A 15,440-nucleotide genomic window follows, 5' to 3' on the forward strand; every position below is an offset into this window, starting at 1 on the left:
CCTTGGGGAAAACTTAATTAATATCTAATTCGCGGATCGATCCAGGCATTCAAAATATCAATGAGAATACTGGCGGTGACAACAATGACGGCAAAAAAGACGATAATCCCTTGAACCGTTGCATAGTCCCGCAGGGAAATGGCTTCATAGAGACGATTCCCTAGACCTGGCCAGGAAAAGGTGACTTCCGTTAGCACCGCCCCCCCTAATAAGCTGGCGAGGGTCAATCCCAAAACCGTAACCACGGGAATGAGGGCATTTTTCAGGGCATAGTTTACTAAAATGTTCATCTCTGGAATGCCTCGGGCCCGGGCCGCTTCCACATAGTCGGCATCTAGGGTTTGCCGGAGACTGACTCGGACAATGCGCTCAAAAATACCACTGAGGACGATCGCCAACGTCACAGAGGGCAAAATTAAATAGTAGAGTGCCGTAAAGAACTGCCCCAAATTCCCCCGGAGTAAACTATCTAGGGTATAAAGGCCAGTGGGGCCGGCCGGGGCCGTCAAGGTGATGGGATAGCGGGTTCCCAAGGGTAGCCAACCCAACTCAACGGAAAAGACCAGTTGCAGCAACATCCCAATCCAAAAAAGGGGCAAGGCATAGGTGATAATGCCAAAGAGTCGCCCCCCCAAATCCCAGCCACTACCGGATCGCACCGCCGCAACCATGCCAATTCCTAGGCCCAATACCAGGGCGATCGCCAAGCTGTAGAGGGCTAACTCTGCGGTTGCCGGAAAGTAATCCCCAATAATTTTAGTGACAGCCTCTCCCTGACTGGTGAGGGAGGTTCCCAAATCAAATTGCAGGAGCTGGCCCAGATAGTTAAAATACTGTTTCCACAGGGGAAGGGATAGGCCCAGTTGATCTCGCAGAGCCGCCTTGACCGCCGCCGGAGCGCGAGGCCCCAAAATGGCATCCACCGGATCCCCAGGGGTCGCCCGCAATAACAGGAAAACCACCGTTACAATTGTCCAGAGCATTAACGGAGCCAGGAGAAGACGGAGGATAATATAAGCTTGGAGGGCACGGAGCCGAGACATGGCGAATTTTAGGACAGCGGCATTAGTTAGTTTAGTGTACTTTTGTTAGGATACCGGCGGGACTATGTCATCCCCTATGCTGCCCTATACCCTTAGTCACCCCGATATTTTCTTGATCATGGTCGGGGTCATGTTTCTGATGGTGGCGGGTCGTTACCTTGTCATTGCCGCAGTTTTTATGGTGCTATTTTACGGGGCGCGGCTCACCCCTTGGCGGCGGCGACGGGTGAATTTACGGCCCTACCAACGCGGGCAGTTTTTCCGGGAAATGGGCTGGTCGATCCTCACCTCAGGAATTTTTGCCCTAGCAGGGGCGATCGCAGCGGTTTTATGGCAATGGAATATGACCGCCATTTATCTCACGCTGGAGGGCCCCGGAGATTATATTTACTTTGGGATCAGCATTCTAATTGTTCTCTTTCTCCATGAAACCTACTACTACTGGCTACACCGCTGGATGCACCAGCCCCAGATCTATCGCCAAGTCCATCAAGTCCACCACGATAGTTTAGTGGCATCCCCCTGGACGGCCTTTTCCTTCCATCCCTGGGAAGCCTTGTTACAGGCGATCTTTTTGCCCGTGGTTCTTCTATTTTTGCCCCTCCATCCCTTTGCTATTGTGATTCAATTAACCCTCATGACGTTTTCCAGTGTGATTAACCATCTCAATTTAGAGATATACCCCCGTGGATGTTCCCGGCATTGGCTGGGGCGATTTTTAATTGGGGCCACCCACCACAGCCTCCATCACAGTCAGTTTCGTTATAACTACGGCCTGTACTTTACGTTTTGGGACCAGTTAATGGGAACGGAAAGCCCGCAATATTTGTCTTTATTTGATGAAAAGACAGCACCGACCATCAGCAGCAAAGCACCATTGAGGTTCTAGCGAGGTTCTCAGGAATGTATAGCCAAGAGATGTACGTAGTTTTAGAACCGGATCAGGGAGAAGTTTTACTGACACCCTCCGAGCTTCTGGCCAAATTGGAAGCCTGTTTAGGACAGCAACAGGATGATTTACCCTACGACTTACGTTCCATTGTGGAAATTCCTGCCCAAGCGGCCCACTTAATGGAAACGGGGTGTGAACTAGACTTAGGAAATGGGCGGTTTATCCATTGGTATGCTGTACGGCTAGAAAAGTAACCTGGAAGTAGGTCAAAGATCAAAAGATCAATCGTTGAAAAGATCAATCGTTGAAATGTGAGGATTGGCTGATGTTACGCTTTACATCCCCGGTATTGGGGCTTTGGCAGCGTTTAGTCGGGGCTTCATCTCCCTATTTGTCCTATTTGGGGGCAGGGCGGTTAGCCTTCATCGCATCGGTGGGTTTCCATGGTCTCTTTTTCCTCACCATGTTTTTACCCCGATCCGAGGTGCGTCGCCCTGAGGTGGCAGAGGTGGTGGATTTAGTGAGCCTTACCCCCCAAGAGGAGGCTCTACTCCCCTCCATTGAACCCCTTTTGCCCACGGACTTCCCCCCCCTCGATGATTTTGCGCCCCAAGGTTCCTTGCCCCCCTTGAATGTTCCCGGCATTGAACCCCCACCCTTTTCCTTTGCGCCCCTACCTCCCCTAGCCCCGCTGCCTCCCCTGCCACCCCTAGAGGATTTGCCCCCCTTAGACTTTGGCTTTAGCCAGTTTCCGCCCAGGTTGTTGCCCAATGTGCCCTTGCCCCCGCCGATCCGCATTCCCATGCCGGAAAATCCCGATCTCATTGCCGTTGCTCCGGATTTGGTGACTCCCCGTGCTACTCCGGAAACAATCGATCCCGATGAACAGCCCCCAGCCCCGGCCACCAATAGCCAAGAGGCGATCGCCGGGTTATCCCGTTGGGTTGCCCAAGCCAGGGCCAGTAGTAATAGCAATAATGTGGCCGTTGATTTTAGTGGCCGGATTACCTATGCCTATCCCAAAGAAGCCTGCCCCGATCGCCTTGAGGGTCAGGCCACCGTTGCCGTCTTAATTGATCCCGATGGCCAATTGGTGGCTGCGGGGGCGGCCCAATCCACGGGCCTATTAACCCAAAACCCCCAATTAATTCGCACCAGTGGTTATGGGTTGTTGGATGATGTGGCGATCGCCACGGTGATGAGTCAAAATTTCCAGGCCACGGGTCAGTACAAAGCCCTCGCCTATACCCTCGATTTTCAGTATGCCCCCCAGGTCTGCGGTACGGATGTTCCGGCGGCCAATGGTGGCAATGGTGAAGCAGCGGCCCCTCTCCCTAAGGATGCCCCCCCACCGCAATCTCCGGCGGCCCAAGAACCGACGGACTCCCCCAGTCCTCCCGCCCAAGAACCCGTGACCGAGGAGGATATAGGGGCAGAAAATGGAGGAGCAAATGGTAATGGCAATGAGGTTCTGCCCCCAGACAATTAACAGGTTTCCCTAGTCGCTTAGCTGGTCTAGGGCGGCGGCGATCGCCAATTGATGAATCTCCTGCCACGGCCGCTGGTGTTGTCGGGCCAGGCTGGCGCAATCTTCGTACTCCGGTTGTAGGTTAATGACGTTGCCCTGGTAGTAGGCAATTTTGATCTGCACCGGGCCCAGGGGGGTTTTCACGGTTTTGAGGTAGCGATCGAGGATATAACGACTCTGGGCATGGCGGCGAATCCCCAGGGTGGTGGTTTCCGCAAATAGGATGGCGAGGCAATTCGCTTCTGCGGCTGGTGGACATAGCACTGTGAGCAATCCACCCAAGCGGGATTTTTTCATGGCAATGGCTTGGTGAAAAACCTCCACTGCCCCCCCTTGATACAATCGTTCACTGGCATAGGAGATCGCCTGGGGGGAGAGATCATCCAGTTGGGTCTGCAATTCAATAATGGTTTCTTGATGCAGGTTTTCCTGAACATTTTCGGGATCAGCGGTTTCGGTTTCCCCTAGCCATATCCGCAGAATATTAGGTATGGCAAAATCCTGGGAACCGGCCCCTAGGCCAATCTGTTTTAGGGTCATGGCCGGTGGGGAGCCAAACCCTTGGGCTAGGGCAACGGCGATCGCCGCTCCCGTAGGGGTCACCATTTCCTTGGCAATACCATTGTCATGGACTGGAACCCGATGGGTTTGCCACAACTGCAAGACCGCAGGAACCGGCACAGGTAAAAGACCATGGGCTGCCCGCACCGTCCCGCCCCCCGTGGGTAGGACTGAACAATAGACCCGTTCTACCCCCAACCAGGCCAGGCCCAAGCAGGTTCCGACAATGTCCACGAGGGCATCCACCGCCCCCACCTCATGGAAATGAACCGCTTCTGGAGCTATCCCATGAACCTTACCCTCGGCGATCGCCAATTCCTGAAAGATTTTTAGACTCCAGGTTTGGGCCGGTTCGGGTAAATTGGCCCCCTGAATCATTTGGACAATCTCGGGCCAATGGCGGCCATGGCGATCGCAGGCATGATCATGGCCAGAGGTATGGTCAGCGGGGGTATGATCACTGGGGGCATGGTGGAGATGCACATGGGCCTTAATGGCTCGCTGTCCCTGTCGCCAAACCGTTTCCTGATTGAGGCTGAATTCTGGGGCAATGCCGAGCTTGGCCAACTCTTGCCGCAAATAGTCCAGGGGAACGCCTAAATCTAGCAATGCCCCTAGGCACATATCCCCAGCAATCCCCGCCGGACAATCTAGGTAGGCCACCAGAGCCATCGCATTTACTCAAATTCACCCGCTTTCTACGATAGTCTAGTTTCAGGGGCAAAGGGGCAATGAAATCATGGTCATTCAATTTAGTCCATGTTAATAGGGTTAATAGGTTTTGATAGGTGGAAATAGGCCATAGTGATTCCTAACATCCATGCCGTAGATCGATTGAACGACGGCCCCCAAGCTTGGAATGATTGGCGTAAATCCCGCAAACGCTCCCATCCCCATCATGGCAATCACCCGCCTGATCTGAGCCAAGCGGCTTTAGCGGGTCTGGATTTGCGGAGCTACAACCTAAAGGGGGTCAATTTTCGTGGGGCTAATCTCAGTCATGCCAATTTAAGTAATACCCAACTGAGAGATGCCAATTTAAGTCAGGCCAACCTCTATCGAGCCAATTTGAGGGGGGCCGATCTCCATGAAGCCCAATTGGACTCCGCCTACCTCGTTGCGGCGAACCTTTGTGAGGCCAATTTACAGCGGGCTACCCTGACGTTGGCAAATCTGCAACGGGCCCAGATGGAGCAGGTGGATCTAAGTTGGGCAAATTTGAACCGGGCCGACCTCCGCCATAGTCATTTGCGCTGGAGTGACCTAAACCACGCCCAGGCCAGTGATACCGATTGGAGCGGTGCCAGTTTAATTCAAGCCAGTTTGAATTATGCCACCCTGAGTCGTGCCACCCTATGCCAAACTGCCCTAGAGGGAGCCTACCTGTATCGCTGTAATCTCTACTGCGCCAACCTAGAGCAAGCCTACCTCACGAAAGCCTACTTAGCGGAAGCCATTTTGGTGAAAGCGAATCTCAGTCACGCCCTTCTCTGCTGGGCCAATCTCGTCAAGGCTAATTTAACCCAAGCCAATTTAACCCAGGCCAACTTGGACTACGCCCAACTCCGGTCAGCCAACCTCAGTGATGTGATTCGTTGACACTCCCTGCGCGTATCACCCCGCCCCTAATCCCCCCATCAAAGTGGCGAGGGTTGCAAGTGGGGCTTGCAAGTTTTGTACGGTAAGATTGATCTACTGTACATCATTAAATCTAGGAATCAACCCATGGGAAAGCGGGTGCAAGTCGTTTTGAATGAAACGGTGTCAAAATTAGGGCGATCGGGACAGGTGGTTGACGTTGCCCCTGGTTATGCCAGAAATTATCTTTTACCCCGTGGGATGGCAGAACCAGCTACTGCGAGTGCCCTCAAGCGGGTGGAACGCCTGCAAGCCCAGGAAAAGCAACGGTTGGCTGAGTTAAAATCCGTGGCGGAAAAGCAAAAAATTGCCCTGGAAACCATTGGAACCTACTCCATTGCCATGCCCGTTGGTGAAAAAGAGATGCTCTTCGGCAGTGTCACGGCCCAGGATGTGGCCGATGCCATTCAAGCCATCTCCGGACAAACCATAGATCGCCGGGAAATGACCTTACCGGATATTCGTAAATTGGGAACCTATACTGTCGAGGCCAAACTCCATCCCGATGTCACCGCCACTGTCAAAGTGTTGGTAGTGCCGGAATAGTCTGGATGAGCAAATAATCTGGGTAAACCCATAGTCTGGAAAAATAATGGTACAGGAACCTAGTTTCCGCCCGGATGTTGCCTCCCTACCCCCCCAGAACCTCGAAGCGGAGGAGTCTATTTTGGGGGGTATTCTCTTGGATGGGGAGGCGATCGCCCGCGTGGCGGACATTTTGCCGGTGGATGCCTTTTACCTAAGCTCCCATCGGGATATTTATCGGGCAACCTTGGCCCTCCATGGTCGTGGCAGTCCGACGGATATCCTCTGTGTCACCGCTTGGTTGCAGGATCAGGGGCTGTTAGACAAGATTGGTGGACAAAACAAATTGGCTGAACTGGTGGATCGTACCGTCAGTGCCGTCAATATCGATCGCTATGCCCTGCTGATTAAGGATAAATATCTCCGGCGTAAGCTGATTGAGGTGGGGAGCAATGTGGTGCAGATGGCCTACGATGCCAGTACCAGTTTAGATACGGTTCTGGATCAGGCCGAGCAACAGATTTTTAGCGTCACCCAGGATCGGGTACAGCAGGGATTAACGGCGACGGAGGAGATTCTTACCCGTGCCTTTACGGAATTAGAGCAACGGGCGATCGGAAATATTCAGCCGGGCCTGTCCTGTAATTTTTATGATCTGGATAATTTAACCCAGGGTTTTCAGCGATCGGATCTGATTATCATTGCCGGTCGTCCCTCCATGGGGAAAACCGCCATTTCCCTGCAAATTGCCCGCCGCATTGCGGAAATTCACCATCTTGGGGTAGCGGTTTTTAGTTTGGAAATGTCCAAGGAGCAACTGGTGCAGCGACTTTTAGCCAGCGAAGCTCGCATTGATAGTAATTATCTCCGGGCCGGCCGCATTAATCAGCACCAGTGGGAACCCCTGAGTCGGGCGATCGGTGTCCTCTCCCAGTTACCCATTTATATTGACGATACGGCCAATCCCAGCCTAGGGGAAATTCGCTCCAATGCTCGGCGATTACAAGCCGAACATCCCCAGGGGTTAGGGTTGATTTTAATTGATTACTTACAGTTAATGGGCAGTGATGATGGTACGGAGGGCCGGGTACAGGAATTGTCCAAAATCACGCGATCGCTGAAGGGATTAGCCCGGGAGTTAAATGTCCCCATTGTTGCCCTATCCCAGTTAAGTCGGGGGGTAGAAGCTCGGCAAAATAAACGCCCATTAATGTCAGATCTTCGCGAGTCAGGTTGCTTAACTGGGGATACGCTTATTCCCCTAGCTGACAATGGGCAGATTGTCCCCCTGAAGTCCTTAGTGGGGCAATCCGGCTTTAAGGTATGGTCACTGAATCAAACCACTGGAAAGTTGGTACCAGCTATTGTTAGTCATGCTTTTGCAACTGGTATCAAACCCGTTTGGCAGCTTACAACCCAACTGGGACGGACTATTAAAGCAACGGCAAATCATCCATTTTTAACCATTCATGGCTGGCAGCGACTGGATCAACTTAAGGTAGGTACATATATTGCCCTACCCAGGAAAATTTCCATCGGACAAAATACATCGTTGGAACATACACGGTTAGCTTTATTAGGACATTTGATTGGTGATGGCTGTACCCTACCTCGTCATAGTATTCAGTACACAACTAAGGAATTAGAATTAGCAGAGGAAGTAGTCCGTTTAGTATCATATAGTTTTAAGCATCAAATTAATCCACGCATTGCTCCTGAAAGAAATTGGTATCAAGTCTATCTCGCAGCAGATAAACATTTGACCCATGGACAACGAAATCCAATTGCTGCGTGGTTAGATGAATTAGAGCTTTTTGGTAAACGATCTCACGAAAAATTCATCCCTCGGTCTGTTTTCAACCAACCCAAAGATTCAATTGCCCTATTTCTCAAACATCTCTGGGCAACGGATGGATGTATTCATCACAAAAGCGATCGCCACCCCCAAATCTTTTATGCAACCAGTAGTTACCAACTTGCTAGGGATGTTCAATCTTTACTATTGCGGTTTGAAATTAATGCAATTTTACGATCGGTATCCCAAGGCAGTAAAGGTCGCTGTCAATTTCATGTTTTAATTAGTGGAAAACAGGATTTAGAGCGATTTATTCATGAAATTGGTGCCCTAGGCTCTCGCCGTCAGCAGGCTCTGCAAAATATTAACCATCAAATAAGCTCTTGTCAAAGCAATACCAATCGAGACATTGTACCTAAAGATGTTTGGCAATTATATGTTAAACCAGCCATGCAAAAAACTGGAACGACAGAACGGCAATTACAGTCTAGTTTAGGGATCTCCTATTGTGGGACAAGTCTCTATAGAAGCAATCTGAGCCGAGAACGATGCCAGAAAGTCGCAGATGTATTAAATTCAGAGTCCCTGGCTCAATTAGCAAATAGTGATATTTATTGGGACAAAATTAAAGAAATTGAGTTTATTGGCGAAATAGAGGTTTATGATTTAACCGTTCCTAAGCATCACAACTTTGTAGCTAACAATATAATTGTACATAATTCCATTGAGCAAGATGCAGACCTAGTGATATTACTCTATCGGGATGAATACTATAACCCGGACACCCCCGATCGCGGCATTTGTGAATTGATTTTAGCGAAACATCGCAATGGCCCCGTGGGAACGGTCAAACTGTTATTTGATCCCCAGTACACTCGTTTTGAAAACCTCGCCCAGCAAAATTAAGATTAAAAATTAATATTACTAACATCATTGGCAAATTCATGGCCCATCGTAACCCTGCCCCCACCGTTGATATGATCATCGAGCTAAGCGATCGCCCCGGTCAGCCAATTATTTTAATTGAGCGTAAGCATCCCCCCCTGGGTTGGGCCATTCCCGGTGGCTTTGTGGACTACGGTGAAACGGTAGAAAATGCTGCACGCCGGGAAGCCAAGGAGGAAATTAGTCTGGATGTCACCCTAAGGGATTTGCTCTACGTTTACTCCTGTCCCGATCGCGACCCGCGTCAACATACCATTAGCATTGTGTTTATTGGGACTGCTACGGGTACGCCCCAAGCGGCGGATGATGCCAAACATGTCGGCATTTTTACCCTAGAAAATCTACCAGAAATCCTCTGTTTTGATCATGGCGTTATCCTCCAGGATTACTATCACTATCGCACCAGCGGAAATCGACCCAATCCTGCACGTTATTGATGTTGAATGATGATGATGAATTCTTACCCTAATCCCGATCAAATTCATCCCTTACCTGAATTTCCCCAGGTTTGTTTTATTAAAAATGTGATTAAAAATCCCCAGATTATTGTTGGTGATTATACTTACTATGATGATCCATTGGATTCGGTCAACTTTGAGCGAAACGTCCTCTACCATTATCCCTTTAGTCGCGATCGCCTGATTATTGGCAAGTTCTGTGCGATCGCCCAAGGGGTGACATTTATGATGAATGATGCAAATCATTGTATGGATGGTTTTTCCACCTATCCCTTTGAAATTTTTGGCCAAGATTGGCAACGACTTCAGGCACAGCGGCCTGCCCCTAAACACAAAGGCGATACTGTGATTGGCCATGATGTTTGGCTGGGCTACCAGTCGTTGATTCTGCCAGGGATTCAGATTGGTTCGGGAGCCATTATTGGTGCAAAGGCGGTGGTGAGTCGAGATGTCCCGGCCTATGCCATTGTGGCGGGTAACCCGGCCCGAGTCGTTCGCTATCGCTTTGGGGCGGAGGTCATTCAGGAACTTTTAGATCTGGCCTGGTGGGATTGGCCCCGGGAAAAAATTAGCCGCAACCTGGAATTGATTGTTGGTGGGGATATCGATCGCCTCAAAGGCTGCACCTAACCCCCAAGGGATTGATCTTGCCTTAAACCAGGAAAATTTTGATATTAAAGTATAGCTGTCGCCTGTTTCCTTAGGACATTTCGGATAAGGGGGGTGTGGGGGCGAAGCCCCCAGCCAGGGGTTCCACCCCTGCACCCCGTCCTAATAATGAGTAACAATAGCTATTTGACATTTTTGTGGGTATCGGGCATAAAGAATGGCACCGGATAGAATCAGCCAAGAAAAATCACGACTACGCAAACGGCTGCTCCATCAACGCCAAAGCCTCTCGCCCCAGGACTGGCATCATCACAGCGATCGCCTCTGGGAGCGTCTAACCAGGCTGCCGGATTTTCAACGGGCAACTACGGTTTTGGCCTATATGAGCCATCGCCGTGAACCGGATCTCGCTGGGTTATTCCAGCACAGTCACAAAATCTGGGGACTGCCCCGCTGCCAGGGAGAAAACCTGACTTGGCATCATTACCAACCGGGCATTGATCGGCTCACTCCGGGTCAGTTTGGCATTCTAGAACCCGATTTAGATTGGCAAGAACTTACCCTAGAGCAGGTGGACTTAGTCTTAGTCCCCTGTGTGGCCGGCGATCGCCAGGGCTATCGATTGGGCTACGGTGGCGGCTACTACGATCGCCTGTTTATGGATTCAGCTTGGCGGCGGATTCCCCGCATTGGCCTCCTGTTTCATTTTGCTCTGTTGGAGCGGTTGCCCCACCATGATTGGGATATCCCCTTAAATGGCGTTTGCACAGAAGAAGCCACCATTATGATCTAGGGTAGGGCTGGTAAAAATCAACGCAAAAGCAAACCTAGGGAGCTAGGGCATTCCCCCGCAGGAGGCTGCCAATGGTTTTAGCGGTAATTTTAAGCTGCACCAAGGGATTGGCCGGCACCACGGTTTTATAGAGATAGCTATCAAACGTGAGCTTTTGCACATCCATGTCGCTACACATTTCCACAAAGGCCTCACGGGTGGCATCGGTGCGATAGAAGACCCGTTGCAGCCAGTCTAAAACCAAGTAGGTCATGCCGTACTTTTGATCCCACCGCTTCAGATACACCTTCAGATCCGCTTCGCTGGGAATCCGTTGGCCACCATTGGAAAATTCGACAATGGCTTCGGCACACATCCGCGCAGATTTAGCGGCAAAGTAAATCCCTTCCCCAGAGGACTTTGTAACCGTTCCGGCCGCATCTCCCACAAGGGCAACCCGACCGACAACCCGCCGCGGCCGTGGATGCTCGGGAATGGGGTGGGCTTCTACCTTGATGATTTGCCCACCAGCGAGTTTGGCGGCGGCCCGGGCCCGAATTCCCGCCTGCAATTCCTTGATCCGGTCTTTATTGACCTTCATTGTGCCCGTACCCACGGCAACGTGATCGTACTTCGGAAAGACCCAGGCGTAAAAATCCGGGGATACATCATTGCCTACATACATTTCCGCCAGTTCATCGTAGTAGGCCATCTTGTCCTCAGGTAAGCGGATGCGTTCCTGGAAGGCAATGGCGTAGTTGTAATCCCCGGCTTTAATTTCCTTGGCAATCCGAGAATTGGCACCATCGGCCCCAATCACCACGTCCACCTCTAGGGTTTTGCTGTTGCCCTCGGGGCCGCCCTCGCTGAGATCGGCGTAGTGCAGGGTATAGGGCTTATCGTTTTCCGTGGGTTGCTCTAACTTGAAAACTGTGCCATTGATTAACGTAGCCCCAAAACCAGCGGCGCGATCGCGGAGGTAACCATCTAGGACTTCCCGGCGACACATACCAATGTATTCATCATCCTTGAGGGTTTGACCAATATTCACCTCAATATTAGACGGCGAAATCATTTTCATCTTCCGCACCCGGCGATCGATGATTTGGGGAGGTAGATCAAACTCACTCACCATGCATAGGGGAATCGCGCCACCACAGGGCTTGGCATTATCTAGTTTGCGTTCAAATAAGTAGGTCTCAATACCGGCCTTAGCTAAAATCTCTGCGGCAGAGGAACCAGCCGGGCCCCCTCCGACAACTGCAACCCGAAGTGACAACGGAGTTCTCCCAATGATTGCGAAACGATCAACAGTTTGGATGGTATCACGGCCATTTTGCTCCTTCAATGGTTTAATAGCATCCGGCAGTAAACTGTAACACTCCGTAATTTTCCTGGGGGTATAATCGTACTTTTCGCGTACTTTTGGCATAAATCAGGAGAACTCTTCCCCTAAAAGTAAAAGAAACGGTATCCTAGGGTTACAGCGTGGAGAATCAAGACTGGCCTCACCTAACCCAAAAGCCTCAATTGCAGGAATTGATACCAGTTTAAATTTGGCTTGGATAGCTGCCCAGGCAGCGGACGATCGCAAGGGTGGAGATATTTGCATCCTCAAGGTTACGGCGGTGTCCTACTTAACGGATTATCTGGTGATTATTACTGGCCTATCCAAAACCCAAGTGCGGGCCATTGCCCAGGGGATTAAGGATGCCACCGCAGACCATTGCCAGCGATCGCCCGTCCATAGTGAGGGGGAAGGGGATGCCTCCTGGGTATTACTGGACTATGGGGATGTAATGATTCATGTCCAGCTTCCCAAGGAACGGCAGTTTTATAACCTGGAAGCCTTTTGGGGGCACGCGGAACGAATTCCCTTTGAGCAGGAATTCTCTCTGCCATCACGGTAAATGACTTTGCAAATAACCTGGAAAGGGGATAAATCGCTCAACGGTACGTCATTGCTCACCTGTCCTGATAAATAGCCTGATCAGATAAATAGTCTGACGAGTAGCCTGCCTTTATGAATAGCTTGGCAGCTTGCCCCTATCATACTCCTTAGGATGCTCTGGATCGCTATGGTCAAGGTCGAACAACCGCAATTTCACTCCTATCGGACTCACCTCTCCCAATGGTTAAAGGGAACGCTTGACCCTAACCCAGGGGCCTATCCCTGGCTACTCCGGTGGCAAGTTTGGGGGCGGCTATCGATTGTGACATCCTTGGGAGTGATTACCCTATCGACCCTCCTGCTCCTGCGGCAGCCCACGACTACGGGGAACTGTCAATTTGTGGTCTGGCCCTTTGCCTCCGCTGCCTTTCGCCTCTACTGCGCCCAGGAAGCCGCCGATCGCCAGACCCTAGAGGATTTAATTTTAGCCATTAAATTGGTGGATGATTTACCGGCGGATCACCCCCTCGCTCCCGAAATTAATCGTTGGATTGAGGCCTGGTCAGACCAGGTTTTAGAATTAGCCAACGCCGCCTTCCATCAAGGTCATTTAGATCGGGCGATCACCTTTGCCCGGCGAATTCCCAATCATGTTTCCGCCTATGCCAAGGTCGAAGAATCCATTGAACGCTGGCAAACGGTCTGGAAGGAGGGGGAAATCATCTATCGTGAAGCGGAACTTGCCTTAAAAAATCTTCAGTGGCGGGAAGCCTTTCAGATTTCCCTAGATTTAATGTATGTCAACTGCCGATATTGGTCGCGGGATCAATTTGAAGCCTTGAATCGGCGAATCATCCAAGCCCAAAAGGAAGATCGTGAACTGGATCAAGCCCGCGCTTTAATCAGTCAGGGGGGTGCAAAAAACCTGGCAGCGGCCATGAAGCTCGTTCGGGAAATTGATCCGAGTAGCGATGTCTATCCAGGGGCGGTGCGGCTCTTAAATGAGATTAGCGATCGCCTGTTAGAGGAAGCGAAAGCGGCCCTTGTTGCCCTGGATATCGATACCGCCGAAGTGACCGCCCAACTGATTCCTCGGGACATGAGGCCTTGGCAAGCGGGCCAAGATATTTTACGGTTAGTGGCCGCGGAACGATTAGCCCGCAGGGGTATGGGCCAAGAGTTAAGTACGGCGATCGCCCAAACCCGCCGGATTTTGCCTCAACGGCCCATGTATTCCCAAGCCCAGGACTTTATTCGCCGCTGGCAACGAGACACCCAACTTTTACAAACCTTGGCCCAAGCCCAACAAACCGCCCGTTCGGGAACGGTAGAGAACCTCTGGGCCGCCGTCTATCACCTCCAAACCATTCCCCAGGGGGGGAGTCCCTATCGCCAAGAGCAGGTACAGCGACAACTTAATCAATGGCAACGCCAGGCCAAAACCCTAGAGGATCAACCCCTCCTGGATCGGGCGGATCAACTTGCCAGTCTGGGGGGAGATCAGGCCCTCGAGGAAGCCCGCCAACTCCTCAGGCAGATTCGCTCCGGCCGCCCTCTATACGATGAAGCCCAAGCGCGGCTAGATCGCCTCGAACCGGTGACATCCACCCTGGTGACAGCGGATCCCAGGGATGACCCCATGTTCCATTTACCCGGGGTCGAAATTGCCGATGGCCCACCCCAGGATCAGGCCCGTCTATCCCAGGCCTACAGACGAGCACGGGGTGGAACGCCGGAGGCCCTATCCCAGGCTATTCTCATTGCCAATGATGTTCCGATGATGTCTCCCCTCCGTTTCCAGGCCAATGAGTTAATAGATCAATGGGGGGAATTAATCCTCACCCAGGCCCGTTTCTATGGAGAGCGGGATAGTTCCCAGGCGATCGCCACGGCTCAATTAATTCCACCCCACCATAGACTCTACCCAGAGGCTCAGAATTTGATCCAAGGGTGGCAAGCCAGGGAAACCGTTCCTGATTTTGGTTTCTAAGGGTTATTAATAATGAGTCTTAACCAGTAACCTCGCTAATTAGGGCCGGAGTTACGTCAACCGTCTGGTTGAGTACCCTATTGGCTCCTCCTTGGAACAGGCGATCGCCGTAGGCCGGACTATCCGCTGCTGCTACATGGGGCGGAATCACCCCTAAACCAAACCAGGGGCGATCGCCATCTTGGTTACGGGCATGGATCACCGTTTGCATATCCGCCACCGTGTCCCCCACATAGATCGTTGGCGAATGACCCATTGGATCCAACCTCTGGGTTGCTTGCAAGACCCCGGCAGGATCCGGTTTTCCTGGGGCATCTTCCATGGCAATGAGTAGGGGGGATTCTAGGCCAAGACGACCTTCTAAGACATAGCTGGCAGAGGCACGGGTAGCTCCACTCACAAACCCCCAGGCCATCCCTGCCCGGCTAAACTGCTGAAAATAGTCACTGGAGACAAGGAGAGCTTCATCCTGGATATAGCCATTCCAATTTGCGCCACGGTATTTACTTTGGAAAAAAGCCACTATATCCTCGTACTCTAGCTGCACCTGGGCGCGATCCTGGCCTTGGGTTTCAAAATAGCGATAAATGAGTTCCTCGGAGGCGTGCCAGTCATTGTTCCAGGCCCCTTCTGCCTTTAGTCCATCAATGTCCCGTTGGCTGGGGTGATAACCTTGGGTGAAATGGGCAACGGTCTCCTGTAAGGCTCGACGGTAGGAACGACTGACATCCCGAACAATGCCATCAATATCAAACAGAACAATTGCTAGGGGTGACACCGATGGGGATTCCTC

At 51.5% G+C, this 15,440-nt stretch carries 15 protein-coding genes; 11 read left to right on the top strand and 4 right to left on the bottom strand.

The features are described 5' to 3' along the window. Window positions 1-17: 17 nt before the first annotated feature. A complete protein-coding gene (locus L3556_RS02985) occupies window positions 18-1,043 on the bottom strand; it encodes an ABC transporter permease (RefSeq protein ID WP_277865829.1) in 1,026 nt (341 codons plus the stop codon). A 64-nt stretch (window positions 1,044-1,107) separates the two neighbouring features. Here L3556_RS02985 and L3556_RS02990 point away from each other — a divergent pair, with 64 nt between their 5' ends. From L3556_RS02990 to L3556_RS03000, 3 genes are all read left to right on the top strand, one after another. Next, complete coding sequence (locus L3556_RS02990; RefSeq protein WP_277865830.1) at window positions 1,108-1,932, top strand: sterol desaturase family protein; 825 nt, start codon at window positions 1,108-1,110, stop codon at window positions 1,930-1,932. Window positions 1,933-1,946: 14 nt separating this feature from the next. Next, window positions 1,947-2,189 (top strand): CRR7 family NDH-1 assembly protein, encoded by a 243-nt coding sequence (locus tag L3556_RS02995; RefSeq protein ID WP_277865831.1) that lies wholly within the window; start codon window positions 1,947-1,949, stop codon window positions 2,187-2,189. Between the two features lie 71 nt (window positions 2,190-2,260). Next, window positions 2,261-3,424 carry an energy transducer TonB gene (locus L3556_RS03000; protein ID WP_277865832.1) on the top strand — a complete coding sequence of 388 codons (1,164 nt, stop codon included), beginning with the start codon at window positions 2,261-2,263 and terminating at the stop codon, window positions 3,422-3,424. Between the two features lie 9 nt (window positions 3,425-3,433). On the opposite strand, the gene larC is transcribed toward L3556_RS03000, so the two are convergent. Continuing rightward, complete coding sequence (gene larC, locus L3556_RS03005) at window positions 3,434-4,696, bottom strand: nickel pincer cofactor biosynthesis protein LarC (protein ID WP_277865833.1); 1,263 nt, start codon at window positions 4,694-4,696, stop codon at window positions 3,434-3,436. A gap of 132 nt (window positions 4,697-4,828) precedes the next feature. On the opposite strand from larC, the gene L3556_RS03010 reads away from it, so the two are divergent. The 6 genes from L3556_RS03010 (at window position 4,829) to L3556_RS03035 (ending at window position 10,787) form a co-directional block, all read left to right on the top strand. Then, entirely contained in the window at window positions 4,829-5,623 is a 795-nt protein-coding gene (locus L3556_RS03010; RefSeq protein ID WP_277865834.1) for a pentapeptide repeat-containing protein, read from the top strand. A 126-nt stretch (window positions 5,624-5,749) separates the two neighbouring features. Beyond that, window positions 5,750-6,208, top strand: coding sequence for a 50S ribosomal protein L9 (gene rplI, locus L3556_RS03015; protein ID WP_277867585.1), 459 nt, complete (start codon window positions 5,750-5,752; stop codon window positions 6,206-6,208). Window positions 6,209-6,254: 46 nt separating this feature from the next. Continuing rightward, window positions 6,255-8,888 (top strand): replicative DNA helicase, encoded by a 2,634-nt coding sequence (locus L3556_RS03020; RefSeq protein WP_277865835.1) that lies wholly within the window; start codon window positions 6,255-6,257, stop codon window positions 8,886-8,888. A gap of 38 nt (window positions 8,889-8,926) precedes the next feature. Further along, entirely contained in the window at window positions 8,927-9,364 is a 438-nt protein-coding gene (locus tag L3556_RS03025; RefSeq protein ID WP_277865836.1) for an NUDIX hydrolase, read from the top strand. Window positions 9,365-9,379: 15 nt separating this feature from the next. Continuing rightward, complete coding sequence (locus L3556_RS03030) at window positions 9,380-10,015, top strand: CatB-related O-acetyltransferase (RefSeq protein WP_277865837.1); 636 nt, start codon at window positions 9,380-9,382, stop codon at window positions 10,013-10,015. Between the two features lie 196 nt (window positions 10,016-10,211). Beyond that, window positions 10,212-10,787: a 5-formyltetrahydrofolate cyclo-ligase gene (locus tag L3556_RS03035; RefSeq protein WP_277865838.1), complete on the top strand. Its 576-nt coding sequence runs from the start codon at window positions 10,212-10,214 to the stop codon at window positions 10,785-10,787. Between the two features lie 34 nt (window positions 10,788-10,821). Here the strand turns inward: L3556_RS03035 and chlP are convergent, their stop codons facing one another. Beyond that, window positions 10,822-12,045, bottom strand: a complete 1,224-nt coding sequence (gene chlP / locus L3556_RS03040; RefSeq protein ID WP_277865839.1) for a geranylgeranyl reductase — start codon at window positions 12,043-12,045, stop codon at window positions 10,822-10,824. A 277-nt stretch (window positions 12,046-12,322) separates the two neighbouring features. Between chlP and rsfS the strand changes: the two genes are divergently transcribed. Together rsfS and L3556_RS03050 are read left to right on the top strand one after the other, a co-directional pair. Next, window positions 12,323-12,676 carry a ribosome silencing factor gene (gene rsfS / locus L3556_RS03045; RefSeq protein ID WP_277865840.1) on the top strand — a complete coding sequence of 118 codons (354 nt, stop codon included), beginning with the start codon at window positions 12,323-12,325 and terminating at the stop codon, window positions 12,674-12,676. A gap of 168 nt (window positions 12,677-12,844) precedes the next feature. Then, complete coding sequence (locus L3556_RS03050; RefSeq protein WP_277865841.1) at window positions 12,845-14,647, top strand: hypothetical protein; 1,803 nt, start codon at window positions 12,845-12,847, stop codon at window positions 14,645-14,647. A gap of 19 nt (window positions 14,648-14,666) precedes the next feature. Here the strand turns inward: L3556_RS03050 and L3556_RS03055 are convergent, their stop codons facing one another. Then, window positions 14,667-15,425: a TIGR01548 family HAD-type hydrolase gene (locus L3556_RS03055; protein ID WP_277865842.1), complete on the bottom strand. Its 759-nt coding sequence runs from the start codon at window positions 15,423-15,425 to the stop codon at window positions 14,667-14,669. Window positions 15,426-15,440: the final 15 nt, after the last annotated feature.

The organism is Candidatus Synechococcus calcipolaris G9 (assembly GCF_029582805.1).
Classification (GTDB): Bacteria; Cyanobacteriota; Cyanobacteriia; order Thermosynechococcales; family Thermosynechococcaceae; genus Synechococcus_F; species Synechococcus_F calcipolaris.